The organism is Acidovorax sp. KPB24-03, from assembly GCF_057546605.1.
Genome location: NZ_BAAJYR010000090.1, coordinates 1 through 13,252 on the forward strand (window position 1 = coordinate 1; position 13,252 = coordinate 13,252).

Genomic DNA, 13,252 nt, shown 5'->3' on the forward strand with positions numbered 1-13,252 from the left:
CCCATGGCGGCACCCGCGGTGCGCAGGGGCCCGCGCGGGCGGCCCGCGTGGAGGTGGCCCGTGTTTAGGGCTTGATGCGCATCTCGGCCGCCCGCGCGTGGGCCTGCAGGCCCTCGCCGTAGGCCAGCTCGGCGGCGATCTTGCCCAGCGTCTGCGCACCGGCCTCGCTCACCTCGATGAGGCTGCTGCGCTTTTGGAAGTCGTACACGCCCAGCGGCGACGAGAAGCGGGCCGTGCCGCTGGTGGGCAGCACGTGGTTGGGGCCGGCACAGTAGTCGCCCAGCGATTCGCTGGTGTAGGCCCCGAGAAAGATCGCCCCGGCGTGCCGCAGCAGCGGCTCCCAGCGGTGGGGCTCGCGGCTCGAGACCTCCAGGTGCTCGGGCGCGATGCGGTTGCTGATGGCGCAGGCCTCTTCCATGTCGCGGGTAAGGATCAGCGCGCCGCGGCCGGTGAGGCTCTTGGCGATGATCTCGGCACGGGGCATGGTGGGCAGCAGCCGGTCGATGGCGGCCTGCACCGCGTCGATGTAGGCGGCGTCGGGGCTCAGCAGGATGGACTGCGCGAGTTCATCGTGCTCTGCCTGGCTGAACAGGTCCATGGCCACCCAGTCGGGCGGCGTGGAGCCGTCGGCCAGCACCAGGATTTCGCTCGGGCCGGCGATCATGTCGATGCCCACGGTGCCGAACACGCGCTTCTTGGCGCTAGCCACATAGGCATTGCCGGGCCCGGTGATCTTGTCCACCTTCGGAACGGTGCCGTGCCGTAGGCCAGTGCGGCCACGGCCTGCGCGCCCCCCAAGGTGAAGGCACGCGTCACGCCGGCCACGTGGGCGGCGGCCAGCACCAGCGGGTTGCGCGCGCCCTGCGGGGTGGGCACCACCATGATGATCTCGCCCACGCCCGCCACGTGCGCGGGAATGGCGTTCATCAGCACGCTCGAGGGGTACGCGGCCTTGCCGCCGGGCACGTAGATGCCCACGCGGTCGAGCGGCGTGACCTTCTGGCCCAAGAGCGTGCCGTCCTCGTCGCGGTAGCTCCAGCTTTCGCCGCTGGCCTTGCGCTGCGCCTCGTGGTAGCGGCGCACGCGGGCAGCGGCGGCCTCCAGGGCCTCGCGCTGCGCGGTGGGAATGGCCTCGAAGGCGGCCTTCAGTTCGTCCTGCGACAGCTCCAGCCCGGCCATGGAATCGGCCTGCAGGCCGTCGAAGCGGCGGGTGTATTCCAGCACGGCCGCGTCGCCGCGGGCCTGCACGTCGGCCAGGATGTCGGCCACGCGCTGCTCGATGGCGGCATCGGTCTCGGCGGACCAATGCAGGCGGTCCCGGAACGCGGCCTCGAAATCGGCGCTATCGGTACGCAAACGAACAGGCGTGGCTTTCATGGCTTTTCTATCTCTATCGCGAAGGGGAAGAAGGGGCCGCCGGGCTCATTCGGTCTCTGCCGACACGTCGCCCGTCTTGCGGTTGTACTTGAGCGTGATCTTGTCGAGTTCGCAGAGGTTGAGACCCTCCCACTCGACTTCCGAGGCGTCGTCGGTGAATACGACCTTGATGTCCTGGATGCAGTGCTTGGTGTCGCCGAACTTGAACTTGCGCGAGGCGCCGTTCACCAGCTGGTTGCGGCCCAGGCGGTCGCTGCCCCACTTGTCCATCTTGGTGGGCGAAATATAGACCTCGTTGAGCGCATAGCCGGTGCGATTGACCAGCGTGAAGTCGGCATCGGCGGCAAACGAGGCGCCGCTCAGCGCCAGACAGCCCAGCACCAGGATTTTCTTGAACATGGAACACCTCAGATTTCTGAAACACAAGATGCATCGAGAAACAATTTTCTCGACACAGCCCGGATTCTGCCCCGTCCTGGCCGGCGTGGGATTCGATCTGAGGCACCCGCGCAACGTCAGCCGCCGGCGGGGATGACCGACGCGAACGCGTCGATGATGCGGCGCAGCGGCGCCTGCTTGAGCTTGAGCGCCGCCTGGTTCACCACCAGGTGCGAGCTGATGTCCATGATCCGCTCCACCTCCACCAGATGGTTGGCCCGCAGCGTGTTGCCCGTGGACACCAGATCGACGATGGCATCGGCCAGCCCCGTGAGCGGCGCCAGTTCCATGCTGCCGTAGAGCTTGATCATGTCCACGTGCACGCCCTTGGCCGCGAAGAAATCGCGCGCGATAGCGGTGTACTTGGTCGCCACCCGCAGGCGCGAGCCCTGCTGCACCGCGCGGACGTAGTCGAAGTCGTCCCGCACCGCCACGCTCACCCGGCACTTGGCGATCTGCAGATCCAGCGGCTGGTACAGCCCCTGGCCGCCGTGCTCGATGAGCGTGTCCTTGCCCGTCACGCCCAGGTCGGCGCCTCCGTACTGCACGTAGGTCGGCACATCGGAGGCGCGCACCAGCACCACGCGCACGTCGGGCTGGTTGGTGGTCAGGATGAGCTTGCGCGACTTCTCGGGGTCGTCCAGCACCGCAATGCCGGCGGCGGCCAGCATGGGCAGGGCTTCGTCGAAGATGCGGCCCTTGGACAGGGCAAGAGTGATCATGGTCATAGGGGTGAAGAAAAGAGGAACCCGGCCGCCACGTGCCGGGGCACCGGGCAGCAGCGAAGGCGGCTCATGCCGCCCTCTCGATGTCGGCCCCGAGGCCGCGCAGCTTGGCTTCCATGCAGTCGTAGCCGCGGTCCAGGTGGTAGATGCGGTCCACCACGGTGGCGCCGTCCGCCACCAGCCCGGCGATGACGAGGCTGGCCGAGGCGCGCAGGTCGGTGGCCATCACCGTGGCGCCGGACAGGCGCGCGGCCGTGCTGCCCAGGCCCTCGATCACCGCGACCTTGCCGTCGGTCTGGATCCTGGCGCCCAGGCGTGCGAGTTCGTCCACGTGCATGAAGCGGTTCTCGAAGATGGTCTCGGTGACCGTGGAGGTGCCCTGCGCCACCACGTTCAGCGCCATGAACTGCGCCTGCATGTCGGTGGGAAAGCCGGGGTACTCGGTGGTGCGAAAGCCCTGCGCGCGCAATTGCGCGGCGCCCGGGCTCTTGACGCGGATGCCCTCCGGCTCGGCCTGCACCTGCACGCCGGCCTCGCGCAGCTTCTCGATCACGGCGTCCAGGTGGTCGGCGCGGCCGTGGCGCAGCAGGGCCTCGCCGCCCGTGGCCGCCACGGCGCACAGGAAGGTGCCAGCCTCGATGCGGTCGGCCACCACGCGGTGCGTGGCGCCGTGCAGGCGCTCCACGCCCTGGATGCGGATGCGGCTGGTGCCGTGGCCTTCGATCCGGGCGCCCATGGCGATCAGCATCTCGGCCAGGTCGGAAATCTCGGGCTCCTGCGCGGCGTTCTCCAGCACCGTCTCGCCCTCGGCCAGCGTGGCGGCCATGAGGAAGTTCTCGGTGCCCGTCACAGTGACCATGTCGGTGGTGATGCGCGCGCCCTTCAGGCGCGTGGCGCCCGCCGGCAGCCTGGCGATCATGTAGCCGTGCTCCACCAGGATCTCCGCGCCCATGGCGGTCAGGCCCTTGATGTGCTGGTCCACCGGGCGCGAGCCGATGGCGCAGCCGCCCGGCAGCGACACGGTCGCCTCGCCGAAGCGCGCCAGCAGCGGCCCCAGGGCCAGCACCGAGGCGCGCATGGTCTTGACCAGCTCGTAGGGCGCCTCGGGCGTGGAGAGCGCGCCCGCATCGATGCGCACCGTGCCGTCCGGCGAGCGCTCGGCCGCCACGCCCATGTTGCGGATGAGCTTGAGCATGGTCGCCACGTCCTGCAGCTGGGGCACGTTCAGCAGCGTGACGGGCTCGGCCGTGAGCAGCGCCGCGCACAGCTCGGGCAGGGCGGCGTTCTTGGCGCCGGAAACCAGCACCTCGCCATGCAGCGCGCGGCCGCCGCGAATCAGGAGTTTGTCCATGGCATCGAGCCCGGTGTTTCAGTCAAAAGTGCTGCCAGTGCAATCAACACTAGGGCATATAGCTATCAAAAAGTGAGCAACCAACCGCAGGCCGTCAGGCGTCCTGCGCGGCCCACTCGGCGGGCGTGAAGGTCTTCATGGACAGCGCATGCACCTCGTCGGTCTGCATGCGGGTGCCCAGCGTGGCATAGACGCGCTGGTGGCGCTGGATGGCACGCTTGCCCTCGAACTCGGCCGAGACGATGGTGGCGTACCAGTGCCGTCCGTCGCCTTCCAGCGCGAGGTGCTCGCAAGGCAGGCCGGCGGCGATGAGGTCTTTGAGTTGGTCGGCGGTCATGGATGGGCTCGGGGGTCGTGGGTGCGTCGTCGCGTCGTCAATTGCGAATCTTGTAGCCGGTGCGCAGCAGGTGCACCGCCAGCGCGCTGACCAGCAGCCAGGCGATGCCCACGATGCCCAGGCTCAGCCACGGCGACGTGTCGCTCTGGCCGAAGAAGCCGTAGCGAAAGCCGTCGATCATGTAGAAGAACGGGTTCAGGTGACTCACCGTCTGCCAGAACGGCGGCAGCGACTGGATGGAATAGAACACGCCCGACAGGAACGTCATGGGCACGATCACGAAGTTCTGGAACGCCGCCATCTGGTCGAACTTGTCGGCCCACAGCCCGGCGATCAGCCCCAGCGTGGACAGCAGCGCCGCGCCCAGGAGCGCGAACGCCAGGATCCACAGCGGCGCGGCGAAATCGGGCCGCGCGAACGCGAGCGTCACCACGAACACGCCCAGCCCCACGACCAGCCCGCGCACGATGGACGAGCCCACGTAGGCCACGAACCACGCCCAGTGCGACAGCGGCGTGAGCAGCACGAACACCAGGCTGCCCATGATCTTGCTCTGCACCAGGCTGGAGGAGCTGTTGGCGAAGGCGTTCTGCAGGATGCTCATCATCACCAGCCCCGGAATCAGGAAGGCGGTGTAGCTGATGCGGTCGTACACCTTCACGTGGTCTTCCAGCACGTGGCCGAAGATCAGCAGGTACAGCACGGCCGTGAGCACGGGCGCGGCCACGGTCTGGAAGCTCACCTTCCAGAACCGCAGCACCTCTTTGTAGAACAGGGTCTGCCAGCCGGTCATAGGCGCACCCCGCCTTCGGCCGTGGCCTCGGGTCCTTCGGGCGGCGCGGGCTCGCGCGCCGGGTCGGGGTAGCTGCTTTGCGCCATCACGTTGAGGAACACGTCCTCCAGATCGGCCTTGCGGATCTCCACGTCGTGCACGGCCACGCCCGCGGCGCGCAGCACGGCCAGGTGGCGCTCGATGTCCTGCGCGTCCTGCGCGGGCAGCTGCACCACGCGGCCGGTCACCCGGGCGATGGCCGCCAGGGCGGGCGGCAGCACGTCATCGGTCTTGAAGCGCATCACGTTCGTCGAGGCCCCGTGCAGCAGGTCGGAGGTGGTGGACAGCGCCACCATGCGCCCGCGCTTGAGCATGGCGATGCGGTTGCACAGCGCCTCGGCCTCTTCCAGGTAATGGGTGGTGAGCAGCACCGTGTGGCCTTCCTTGTTCAGACGGGCGACGAAGTGCCACAGCGTCTGGCGCAACTCGACGTCCACGCCCGCCGTGGGCTCGTCGAGCACGATGATCGGCGGCTTGTGCACCAGCGCCTGGGCCACCAGCACGCGGCGCTTCATGCCGCCCGAGAGCTGGCGCATGTTGGAGCCGGCCTTGTCGGCCAGGCCCAGGTTTTCCAGCAGCTCGTCGATCCAGGCCTCGTTGTTCTTCACGCCGAAGTAGCCGGACTGGATGCGCAGCGCCTCGCGCACGTTGAAGAACGGGTCGAACACCAGCTCCTGCGGCACCACGCCCAGCTTGCGGCGGGCGGCGGCGAAATCGGCCTGCACATCGCTGCCCTGCACGCGCACGTGGCCGCTGGTGGCACGGGCGAGGCCGGCAAGGATGCTGATGAGGGTGGTCTTGCCCGCGCCGTTCGGCCCGAGCAGGCCGAAGAACTCGCCCTCCTCGATGTCCAAGCTGACGTTGTCGAGCGCCTGGAAAGGGCCTTTGGGCGTGGAATAGGTTTTGGAGACGGACTGGAAGGAGACTGCGGGCATGGGAGCCGGTGATTTTACGGCGTGCCGGCAACCGGTGCCCGCGCAAGGCGATGGGAAAGAAAAACAGCGATGGACGGCGACTCGCGCCCGCACGGGGCAGCGCGAGAACCAGGCGGTGCGGCAGCCAGGCAACAGACGGGCCGGCGCCCCGTGCAGGCGCCGCACCCGAAGGGCTCAGGCGGCCGGCAGCAGCTCGCCCACCCCGTACAGGCCGGCGAGCTTTTGCAGCCCGTCCGGCAGCGACTTCACCTCGAACCGCTTGCCGTCCAGCAGCGCGGCGCGGCGGCAGCCCAGCAGCACCGCCAGCGCCGACGAGTCGAACGTGGTCAGCGCGCTGGCATCCACCACCAGCAGCTCGTCGCGGTGGGCCTTGAGCCCCTGCAGCAGCATGCGCAAGCTCGCATTGGCCTGCGCATGGGTCAGTTCCGAAGGAAGCACCAGCATCGCGATCGGCTCCGGCGAACGGTCAGCCGCCCTTGGCGGCGTTGGCCTTGTTGCGGGCCACCAGCGACTCGATCAGGCCGTCCACGCCCTTGGCGTTGATCTCCTGCGCGAACTGGCCGCGGTAGGTTTCCACCAGCCACACGCCGAGCACATTCAGGTTGTAGATCTTCCAGCCGGCACCGTCGCCGGGCGTCTTCTCCAGGCGGTAGTCGAGCTGGATCGGGTCGCCGCGGCCCTGGATCTCGGTGCGCACCAGCACGTCCTTGTCGTCGGCGGCCATGCGCAGGGGCTTGACGGTGATGGTCTGGTCGTTCACCTGGCTCAATGCGCCGGAATAGGTGCGCACCAGCAGCGTCTTGAACTCGTCCTGCAGCCGCTTTTGCTGTTCGGGCGTGGCCTGGCGCCAGCCCGGGCCCACGGCCGCGGCGGTCATGCGGCGGAAATTGACGTGCGGCAGGATGGTCTTGTCGACCAGCGCCATGATCTTGTTCACGTCGCCGGCCTTGATGCTCTTGTCGTTGCGGACGGTTTCCAGCACGTCGGCCGACAGGCGCTTGACCAGCGCATCGGGCGCTTCTTCGGCGGCCAGTGCGGACAGCGGGGCGCCGAGCCAGAGCACGGCGGCGGTGCAAAGGGCGGCATGGCCCAGGGTGCGTCGATTCATCATCAGTGTCGTTCCTTCCTCGGGCACGCCCAGATGGCGTCCCTTCGATTCGTTCATTCTCGGGTCGGGCCGGCGCCAGGATGCGTCGGTCCGGTGCACGGATGCAAGCAACTGCAACCGCGCCGCGCCAAGGCCGAGGCCCTTCAGCGCGCCGGCTCTTCGGGCAGCTTGCCGCCGCCGTCGTCGTATTCTTCCTCGCCGCTGTTGGCCGGCGCGCCGCCTTCCTGGCTGCGAACCTGTAGGAACACATCGCGCGTGAAGCTGTATTTGTCGAGCGCCGCGGTGTCCAGCACCGAGCTGGCACGCAGCAGGTTGGAGCGGATGTTCACCACGCGCAGGGCATACAGCGAGTTGCGCGCCGACACCGGGTCCACGTACGAGACGAGGTCGCCCTTGGCATCGACAGGCAGCGCCAGCGTGTCGCGCACGGTGGACGGGCCCAGCAGCGGCAGCACGAGGTACGGGCCGGTGGGAATGCCCCAGTGGCCGAGCGTGAGGCCGAAGTCCTGCTTGGCGCGGTCCACGCCCATTTCGCTGGCCACGTCGAACACGCCCCCTAAGCCGAACACCGTGTTCACGTTGAAGCGCACCAGGCTGTTGAGCGCGCCCTCGCCGCGCAGCTGCAGCAGGTTGTTCACGAACGACCAGGCATCGCCCAGGTTGGAGAAGAAGTTGCTCACGCCGGTGCGCACGGGCGCGGGCGTGATGTCGCGGTAGGCCGTGGCGACCGGCCGCAGGATGATCGAATCGACGTTGTCGTTGAAGTTCGTCATGCTGCGGTTGTAGGGCTCCAGCGGGTCACGCGGGTTGGCCCCGGGGCCGCTGGCGCAGCCCGTCAGGAAGAGCGCGCCCAATGCCAGTGCGCTGCCGTGGGCCAGGGCCCGTTTCATGGTCGTTGTTGTCGTCATTTTTTGCCACCTGTGCTGGAGGAAGGCGCGCTGCTGCTGTTGCCGCCGCCCTCTGCCTTGCCATAGAGAAATTGTCCGATCAGGTTTTCCAGCACCACGGCCGACTGGGTGGAGGAGATCTTGTCGCCTTCCGCCAGGTTGGCTTCGTCGGCACCGGCCTGGATGCCGATGTACTGGTCGCCCAGCAGGCCGCTCGTGAGGATCTTGAGCGAGCTGTCCTTGGGGAACGCATAGCGCTTTTGCAGCTCCAGCGTCACCTTGGCCTGGAAGCTCTTGTCGTCGAAGGTGATGGACTGCACGCGGCCGACCACCACGCCGGCGCTGCGCACCGCCGCCTGGGGCTTCAAGCCGCCGATGTTGTCGAACAGCGCGGTGACCTGGTAGCCGGTCTGGAAGTTCAACTTGAGCAGGTTGGCGGACTGCAAGGCCAGAAAGACCAGCGCCGCGCCGCCCAGCAGGACGAACAGGCCGACCCAGATATCGTTCTTGGAATGCTGCATGTGTGTGTTTCCTAGGGGTTGCGGGCGTGCGGCCCCGTCAAATACTGAACATCAGGGCGGTGAGGACGAAGTCCAGCCCCAGCACGGCGAGCGACGCCATCACCACCGTGCGCGTGGTGGCCCGCGACACGCCTTCGGGCGTGGGCTTGGCCAGATAGCCCTGTAGCAGCGCGATGAACGTCACGGTGACGCCGAACACGAGGCTCTTGAGCACCCCGTTGCCCACGTCCTTCCACACGTCCACGCCGCCCTGCATCTGGCCCCAGAAGGCGCCGCCGTCCACGCCGATCATGAGCACGCCCACGATCCAGCCGCCGATCACGCCCACCGCGCTGAACACCGCGGCCAGCAGCGGCATGGTGAACACGCCGGCCCAGAAACGCGGCGCGAGGATGCGGCGCACCGGATCGACGGCCATCATCTCCATGGCCGAGAGCTGCTCGCCCGCGCGCATGAGGCCGATCTCGGCCGTGAGCGAGGTGCCCGCGCGGCCGGCGAACAGCAGCGCCGTGACCACCGGGCCCAGCTCGCGCACCAGCGACAGCGCCACCAGAAGGCCCAGCGATTCGGCTGAGCCGTAGCGCTGCAGCGTGTAGTAGCCCTGCAGGCCGAGCACGAAGCCCACGAACAGGCCCGACACGGCGATGATGGACAGCGAATAGTTGCCCAGGAAATGGATCTGGTCGCGCACCAGCCCCGGGCGCTGCAGCGTGGGGCCGATCAGGGCCACCAGCCGGCCGAACAGGCGCGCCGCGCGGCCCACGCCGGCCAGGTGGCTGCGCACCGCGAAGCCCACATCGGAAGGACGCCACCAGCTCATCGCGCACCTCCGGGGGTCGGGCCGAAATCCTGCGCCACGTCGGGGCCGGGGTAATGGAACGGCACGGGGCCGGTGGGCAGCGCGTGCACGAACTGGTGCACCAGCGGGTCGCGGCTGGCGCGCACCTCGTCGGGCGTGCCCTGCGCGGCCACGGTGCCGGGGCCGAGCACGATCACGTGGTCGGCCACGCGGAAGGTCTCTTCCACGTCGTGCGAGACGATGAGGGTGGTCAGGCCCATGGCGTCGTTCAGCTGCCGGATGAGCTGGGCCGCCGTGCCGAGGGAAATGGGGTCGAGCCCGGCGAAGGGCTCGTCGTACATGATGAGTTCGGGGTCCAGGGCGATCGCCCGGGCCAGCGCCACGCGCCGGGCCATGCCGCCCGAGACCTGGCTGGGCATGAGGTCGCGCGCGCCGCGCAGGCCCACGGCGTTGAGCTTCATCAGCACGATGTCGCGGATCAGTTCCTCGGGCAGGTCGGTGTGCTCGCGCAGCGGAAAGGCCACGTTCTCGAACACGCTCATGTCGGTGAACAGCGCCCCGAACTGGAACAGCATGCCCATGCGGCGCCGCGCGGCGTAGAGCGTGGCGGCATCCATGCGGCCCACGTCCTGGCCGCCGACCAGCACCTCGCCCTGCTGCGCCCGCTGCTGGCCGCCGATGAGGCGCAGCACCGTGGTCTTGCCGCCGCCGGAGGCGCCCATGAGCGCCGTGACCTTGCCGCGCGGCACGGACAGCGAAACGTCGCGCAGGATGTCACGCTCGCCGTACGAGAACGTCACGTTGCGCAGTTCGACCAGAAGTGGGTGCTCAGGCATTCAGAGGGGATGAAGAAGGGGACCAACCGGTGATTGTCGCGGGTCAGGGCAAACCCCGGGCATGCGATGGTAACGCAAACATACATGCATGGATGTTTGCAAAAATCCAGGGGGCGCGAATGCTCATTTTTCGATAGCACTATGCCCTAGTAATAATTGCCTTGGAAGCCGATTTGGCTTGGATTTTACCGGCCACCGAATGCCGGTCAAAGCATGCTGCGAAGAAATGCCTGGGTGCGCGCATGTTGCGGATTTGCGAAAAACGCCGCCGCCGGGGCCGATTCGATCAGCTCGCCCCGGTCCATGAACACCACGCGGTGGGCCACCTCGCGCGCAAAGCCCATCTCGTGGGTGACGACCAGCATGGTCATGCGGTCGCTGGCCAGCTCGCGCATGGTGCGCAGCACCTCGCCGGTCAGCTCGGGGTCGAGGGCGGAAGTGGGCTCGTCGAACAGCAGGATATCGGGCTCCATGGCCAGTGCGCGGGCGATGGCCACGCGCTGCTTTTGCCCGCCCGACAGCCGGCCGGGAAAGTGGTCGCGCTTTTCGGAAAGGCCCACCTTGGCCAGCAGCGCCTCGGCGCGGGCCACCGCGGCCTCGCGCGGCATGCCGCGCACCACCATGGGCGCCTCGATCAGGTTCTGCAGCACGGTCAGGTGCGGGAACAGGTTGAACGACTGGAACACCATGCCCATCTTGCGGCAGATGCCGCGTACGCGGGCCTCGGGCACGTAGGTGCAGCGGCCCGACGCGTCGGTGGTCGCCAGCGCCTCGCCTTCGATGGCGATGTGGCCGCTGTCGATGGTCTCCAGGTGGTTCAGGCAGCGCAGGAAGGTGCTCTTGCCCGAGCCCGAGGGCCCGATCACCGCCACCACCTCGCCGCGCCCGAGGGTGAGCGACACGTCGCGCAGCACCGGCGTGCCGCCGAAGGCCTTGTGCAGGCCGCGCGCTTCGATCATGGGCACCGCGCCCGCCGCGTCAAGCGTCGTGTCTGGCATAGCGTTTCTCCAGGCGCTGGAAGCCCCAGGTGAGCACCAGGGTCATGGTCAGATAAAAAGCCGCCGCCACGATGAACGGTGTGGTCGTGAAGTCGCGCTGCACGATGCCGCGCGCGGCGCGCAGCAGGTCGTTCAGGGCCAGCACGTAGATGAGGGAGGTGTCCTTGACCAGGGTGATGGTCTCGTTGCTCATGGGCGGCAGGATGCGGCGCACCATCTGCGGCAGCACGATGCGGCGCATGGTCTGGCCGTAGGTCATGCCCAGCACGCGGGCGGCCTCGTACTGGCCCCGGTCCACCGACTGGATGCCGGAGCGGAAGATTTCCGCGAAGTACGCCGCGTAGTTGAGCGCGAAGGCCACCACGGCGGCGGGAAAGTCCGGCAGCCGCACGCCGATGACCGGCACGAACGGCAGCGCGAAATAGATGAACAGCATCTGCAGCATGAGCGGCGTGCCGCGCATGAGCCAGATGTAGCCGCTGACCAGCGCCGACAGCGGCGCCAGGCGCGACACGCGCGCCAGCGCCAGTGCGAGCCCGAGCGGCACGGCCAGCACCAGCGTGATGGCGAAGAGCTTCAGCGTGACCGCAGCGCCCTGCGCCATCGGCCCCAGAAGGGAGAGAACGTAATCCATCTATGAGCTACGAGAGTCCATGGCTAAACGACTGCGGCCGGCAAGGCCTGCAACCTGGGCAACTGGCGCGGCCCGATACCAGCGGCAGCCGCGCAAGGGCCGCCCCGCCGCGCCGGCTGCGTCCCCCTTCCCGCATCACGCAGTGAGGCGAGAGAAGGGGGAAGGCGCGCAGCGCCTCAGGGGGTTGTTCTTTATTTGACGATGTTCTTGCCGAACCACTGCGTGGCGATCTTTCCGGCCGTGCCGTCCTGCTTCATGTCGGCCAGGGCCTTGTCCAGGCGGCCCTGCAGCGCGGTGTCGTCCTTGCGCACGCCCACGCCGTAGTCTTCGGTGCCGAAGTGCTCGTCCAGCACGGCGTAGGCGCCGGGCTTCTTGGCCACGTAGTAGCGGCCCACCACTTCATCGACCACCACGGCTTCCAGGCGGCCGGTGGACAGGTCCATCAGCGCCGTCACGTTGTCGCCGAAGGTCTTGAACTCCTTGAACGACTTGAACACGGCGTCTTCCTTCTTGACCGCATCGACCGCGCTGCTGCCCTCCTGCGCGCCCACCACCTTGCCGGCGAGATCGGCCTTGGCCTTGATGGAGGACTGGGCCGACACCACGACGATCTGGTGGTTCTCCATGTACGGCGCGGTGAAGGCGATGTTCTGCTTGCGCTCGGGCGTGATGGTCAGCCCGTTCCACAGCGCATCCACGCGCTGGCCGGACAGCTCGGCCTCCTTGGCGCTCCAGTCGATCGGCTTGAACTCGACCGCCACGCCCATGCGCTTGGCGGCTTCGCGCGCCATGTCGATGTCAAAGCCCACCAGTTCGTTCTTCTCGTCGCGAAAGCCCATGGGCGGGAAGTTGTCGTCCAGGCCCACCACGATCTTGGTGGCGGCGGCCGGTGCGGGGGCGGCGGCCGCAGCGGGCTGCGCGCTGTCGTTCTTGCCGCAACCGGCCAGCAGGGCGCCCAGGGACATCAATAAAACGGCTGCAATCTTTTTCATGGCGTATCGGGTGTTCCAGAGAGACGAAAAGCAATGCGCGCGGCGGCCCGGGACAGCGGGCGGCCACGCGCGAAGGGGGTGGGACCAGGCCGGTATTGTCTCCGACCGCGCGAAACGCGCCCCAAGGCGGTGCAGCGCGCGCCAGCAGCTGAGAACCAAAATGGCCTGCAGCGCAATCATCACTATGGCATACCGCTATCATTTAAATAGCAAACCAAAACCCGAAGAGTGCACCAGAAGGCATCCCGGCACGGGCAACGGACCCGTGGTCGGGCCACCGCCCACGGATGAGATAATGCGATGCATTCTCATTGACCGCCCGCCGGGCGTTTACCCATCGGATTCCCGCCCGTGGCTCCCGTGTCCGCCGCCCACCACGCCGCCGCGCCCGCCCCCGGGCCGGCTGAAGAAATCGGCCGCCTGTACGGCGCGCACCACCGCTGGCTGCTGGGCTGGCTGCGCGCGCGGCTGGACTGCCCCAC

Annotated in this window: 15 protein-coding genes and 1 pseudogene; all 16 read right to left on the reverse strand. The window is 68.0% G+C overall.

Annotation, left to right across the window (positions count from 1 at the left end; genetic code table 11):
• Nucleotides 1-64 precede the first annotated feature (64 nt).
• A pseudogene (gene hisD, locus AC27KI_RS12100) lies at nt 65-1,377 on the reverse strand (histidinol dehydrogenase).
• Nucleotides 1,378-1,422: 45 nt separating this feature from the next.
• A complete protein-coding gene (locus AC27KI_RS12105; protein WP_272567598.1) occupies nt 1,423-1,776 on the reverse strand; it encodes a hypothetical protein in 354 nt (117 codons plus the stop codon).
• Nucleotides 1,777-1,892: 116 nt separating this feature from the next.
• Complete coding sequence (hisG, locus tag AC27KI_RS12110) at nt 1,893-2,537, reverse strand: ATP phosphoribosyltransferase (protein WP_372588159.1); 645 nt, start codon at nt 2,535-2,537, stop codon at nt 1,893-1,895.
• Nucleotides 2,538-2,607: 70 nt separating this feature from the next.
• Nucleotides 2,608-3,891 (reverse strand): UDP-N-acetylglucosamine 1-carboxyvinyltransferase, encoded by a 1,284-nt coding sequence (gene murA, locus AC27KI_RS12115; RefSeq protein WP_284410983.1) that lies wholly within the window; start codon nt 3,889-3,891, stop codon nt 2,608-2,610.
• A gap of 94 nt (nt 3,892-3,985) precedes the next feature.
• A complete protein-coding gene (locus AC27KI_RS12120; protein ID WP_487113998.1) occupies nt 3,986-4,228 on the reverse strand; it encodes a BolA family protein in 243 nt (80 codons plus the stop codon).
• 37 nt (nt 4,229-4,265) lie between these two features.
• Nucleotides 4,266-5,021, reverse strand: a complete 756-nt coding sequence (locus tag AC27KI_RS12125; RefSeq protein WP_272567593.1) for an ABC transporter permease — start codon at nt 5,019-5,021, stop codon at nt 4,266-4,268.
• Entirely contained in the window at nt 5,018-5,995 is a 978-nt protein-coding gene (locus AC27KI_RS12130) for an ABC transporter ATP-binding protein (RefSeq protein ID WP_284429927.1), read from the reverse strand. The genes AC27KI_RS12125 and AC27KI_RS12130 overlap by 4 nt, the downstream gene beginning before the upstream one ends.
• A gap of 174 nt (nt 5,996-6,169) precedes the next feature.
• On the reverse strand, nt 6,170-6,439 hold the full coding sequence (locus AC27KI_RS12135; RefSeq protein ID WP_284426007.1) for an STAS domain-containing protein: 270 nt from the start codon (nt 6,437-6,439) through the stop codon (nt 6,170-6,172).
• A gap of 22 nt (nt 6,440-6,461) precedes the next feature.
• On the reverse strand, nt 6,462-7,106 hold the full coding sequence (locus tag AC27KI_RS12140) for an MlaC/ttg2D family ABC transporter substrate-binding protein (RefSeq protein WP_284429926.1): 645 nt from the start codon (nt 7,104-7,106) through the stop codon (nt 6,462-6,464).
• Nucleotides 7,107-7,246: 140 nt separating this feature from the next.
• Nucleotides 7,247-8,011 carry an MlaA family lipoprotein gene (locus AC27KI_RS12145; RefSeq protein ID WP_284429925.1) on the reverse strand — a complete coding sequence of 255 codons (765 nt, stop codon included), beginning with the start codon at nt 8,009-8,011 and terminating at the stop codon, nt 7,247-7,249.
• Nucleotides 8,008-8,511 (reverse strand): outer membrane lipid asymmetry maintenance protein MlaD, encoded by a 504-nt coding sequence (gene mlaD, locus AC27KI_RS12150; RefSeq protein WP_284396724.1) that lies wholly within the window; start codon nt 8,509-8,511, stop codon nt 8,008-8,010. Before mlaD ends, AC27KI_RS12145 begins: the two co-directional genes overlap by 4 nt.
• Nucleotides 8,512-8,548: 37 nt before the next feature.
• Complete coding sequence (gene mlaE, locus AC27KI_RS12155) at nt 8,549-9,331, reverse strand: lipid asymmetry maintenance ABC transporter permease subunit MlaE (RefSeq protein ID WP_272567584.1); 783 nt, start codon at nt 9,329-9,331, stop codon at nt 8,549-8,551.
• Nucleotides 9,328-10,146: an ABC transporter ATP-binding protein gene (locus AC27KI_RS12160; RefSeq protein ID WP_284396723.1), complete on the reverse strand. Its 819-nt coding sequence runs from the start codon at nt 10,144-10,146 to the stop codon at nt 9,328-9,330. Before AC27KI_RS12160 ends, mlaE begins: the two co-directional genes overlap by 4 nt.
• 206 nt (nt 10,147-10,352) lie before the next feature.
• Nucleotides 10,353-11,144 (reverse strand): amino acid ABC transporter ATP-binding protein, encoded by a 792-nt coding sequence (locus tag AC27KI_RS12165; RefSeq protein WP_272567582.1) that lies wholly within the window; start codon nt 11,142-11,144, stop codon nt 10,353-10,355.
• On the reverse strand, nt 11,125-11,778 hold the full coding sequence (locus tag AC27KI_RS12170) for an amino acid ABC transporter permease (protein WP_487114001.1): 654 nt from the start codon (nt 11,776-11,778) through the stop codon (nt 11,125-11,127). The genes AC27KI_RS12165 and AC27KI_RS12170 overlap by 20 nt, the downstream gene beginning before the upstream one ends.
• A 191-nt stretch (nt 11,779-11,969) precedes the next feature.
• Nucleotides 11,970-12,770 carry an amino acid ABC transporter substrate-binding protein gene (locus tag AC27KI_RS12175; RefSeq protein ID WP_487114003.1) on the reverse strand — a complete coding sequence of 267 codons (801 nt, stop codon included), beginning with the start codon at nt 12,768-12,770 and terminating at the stop codon, nt 11,970-11,972.
• Nucleotides 12,771-13,252: the final 482 nt, after the last annotated feature.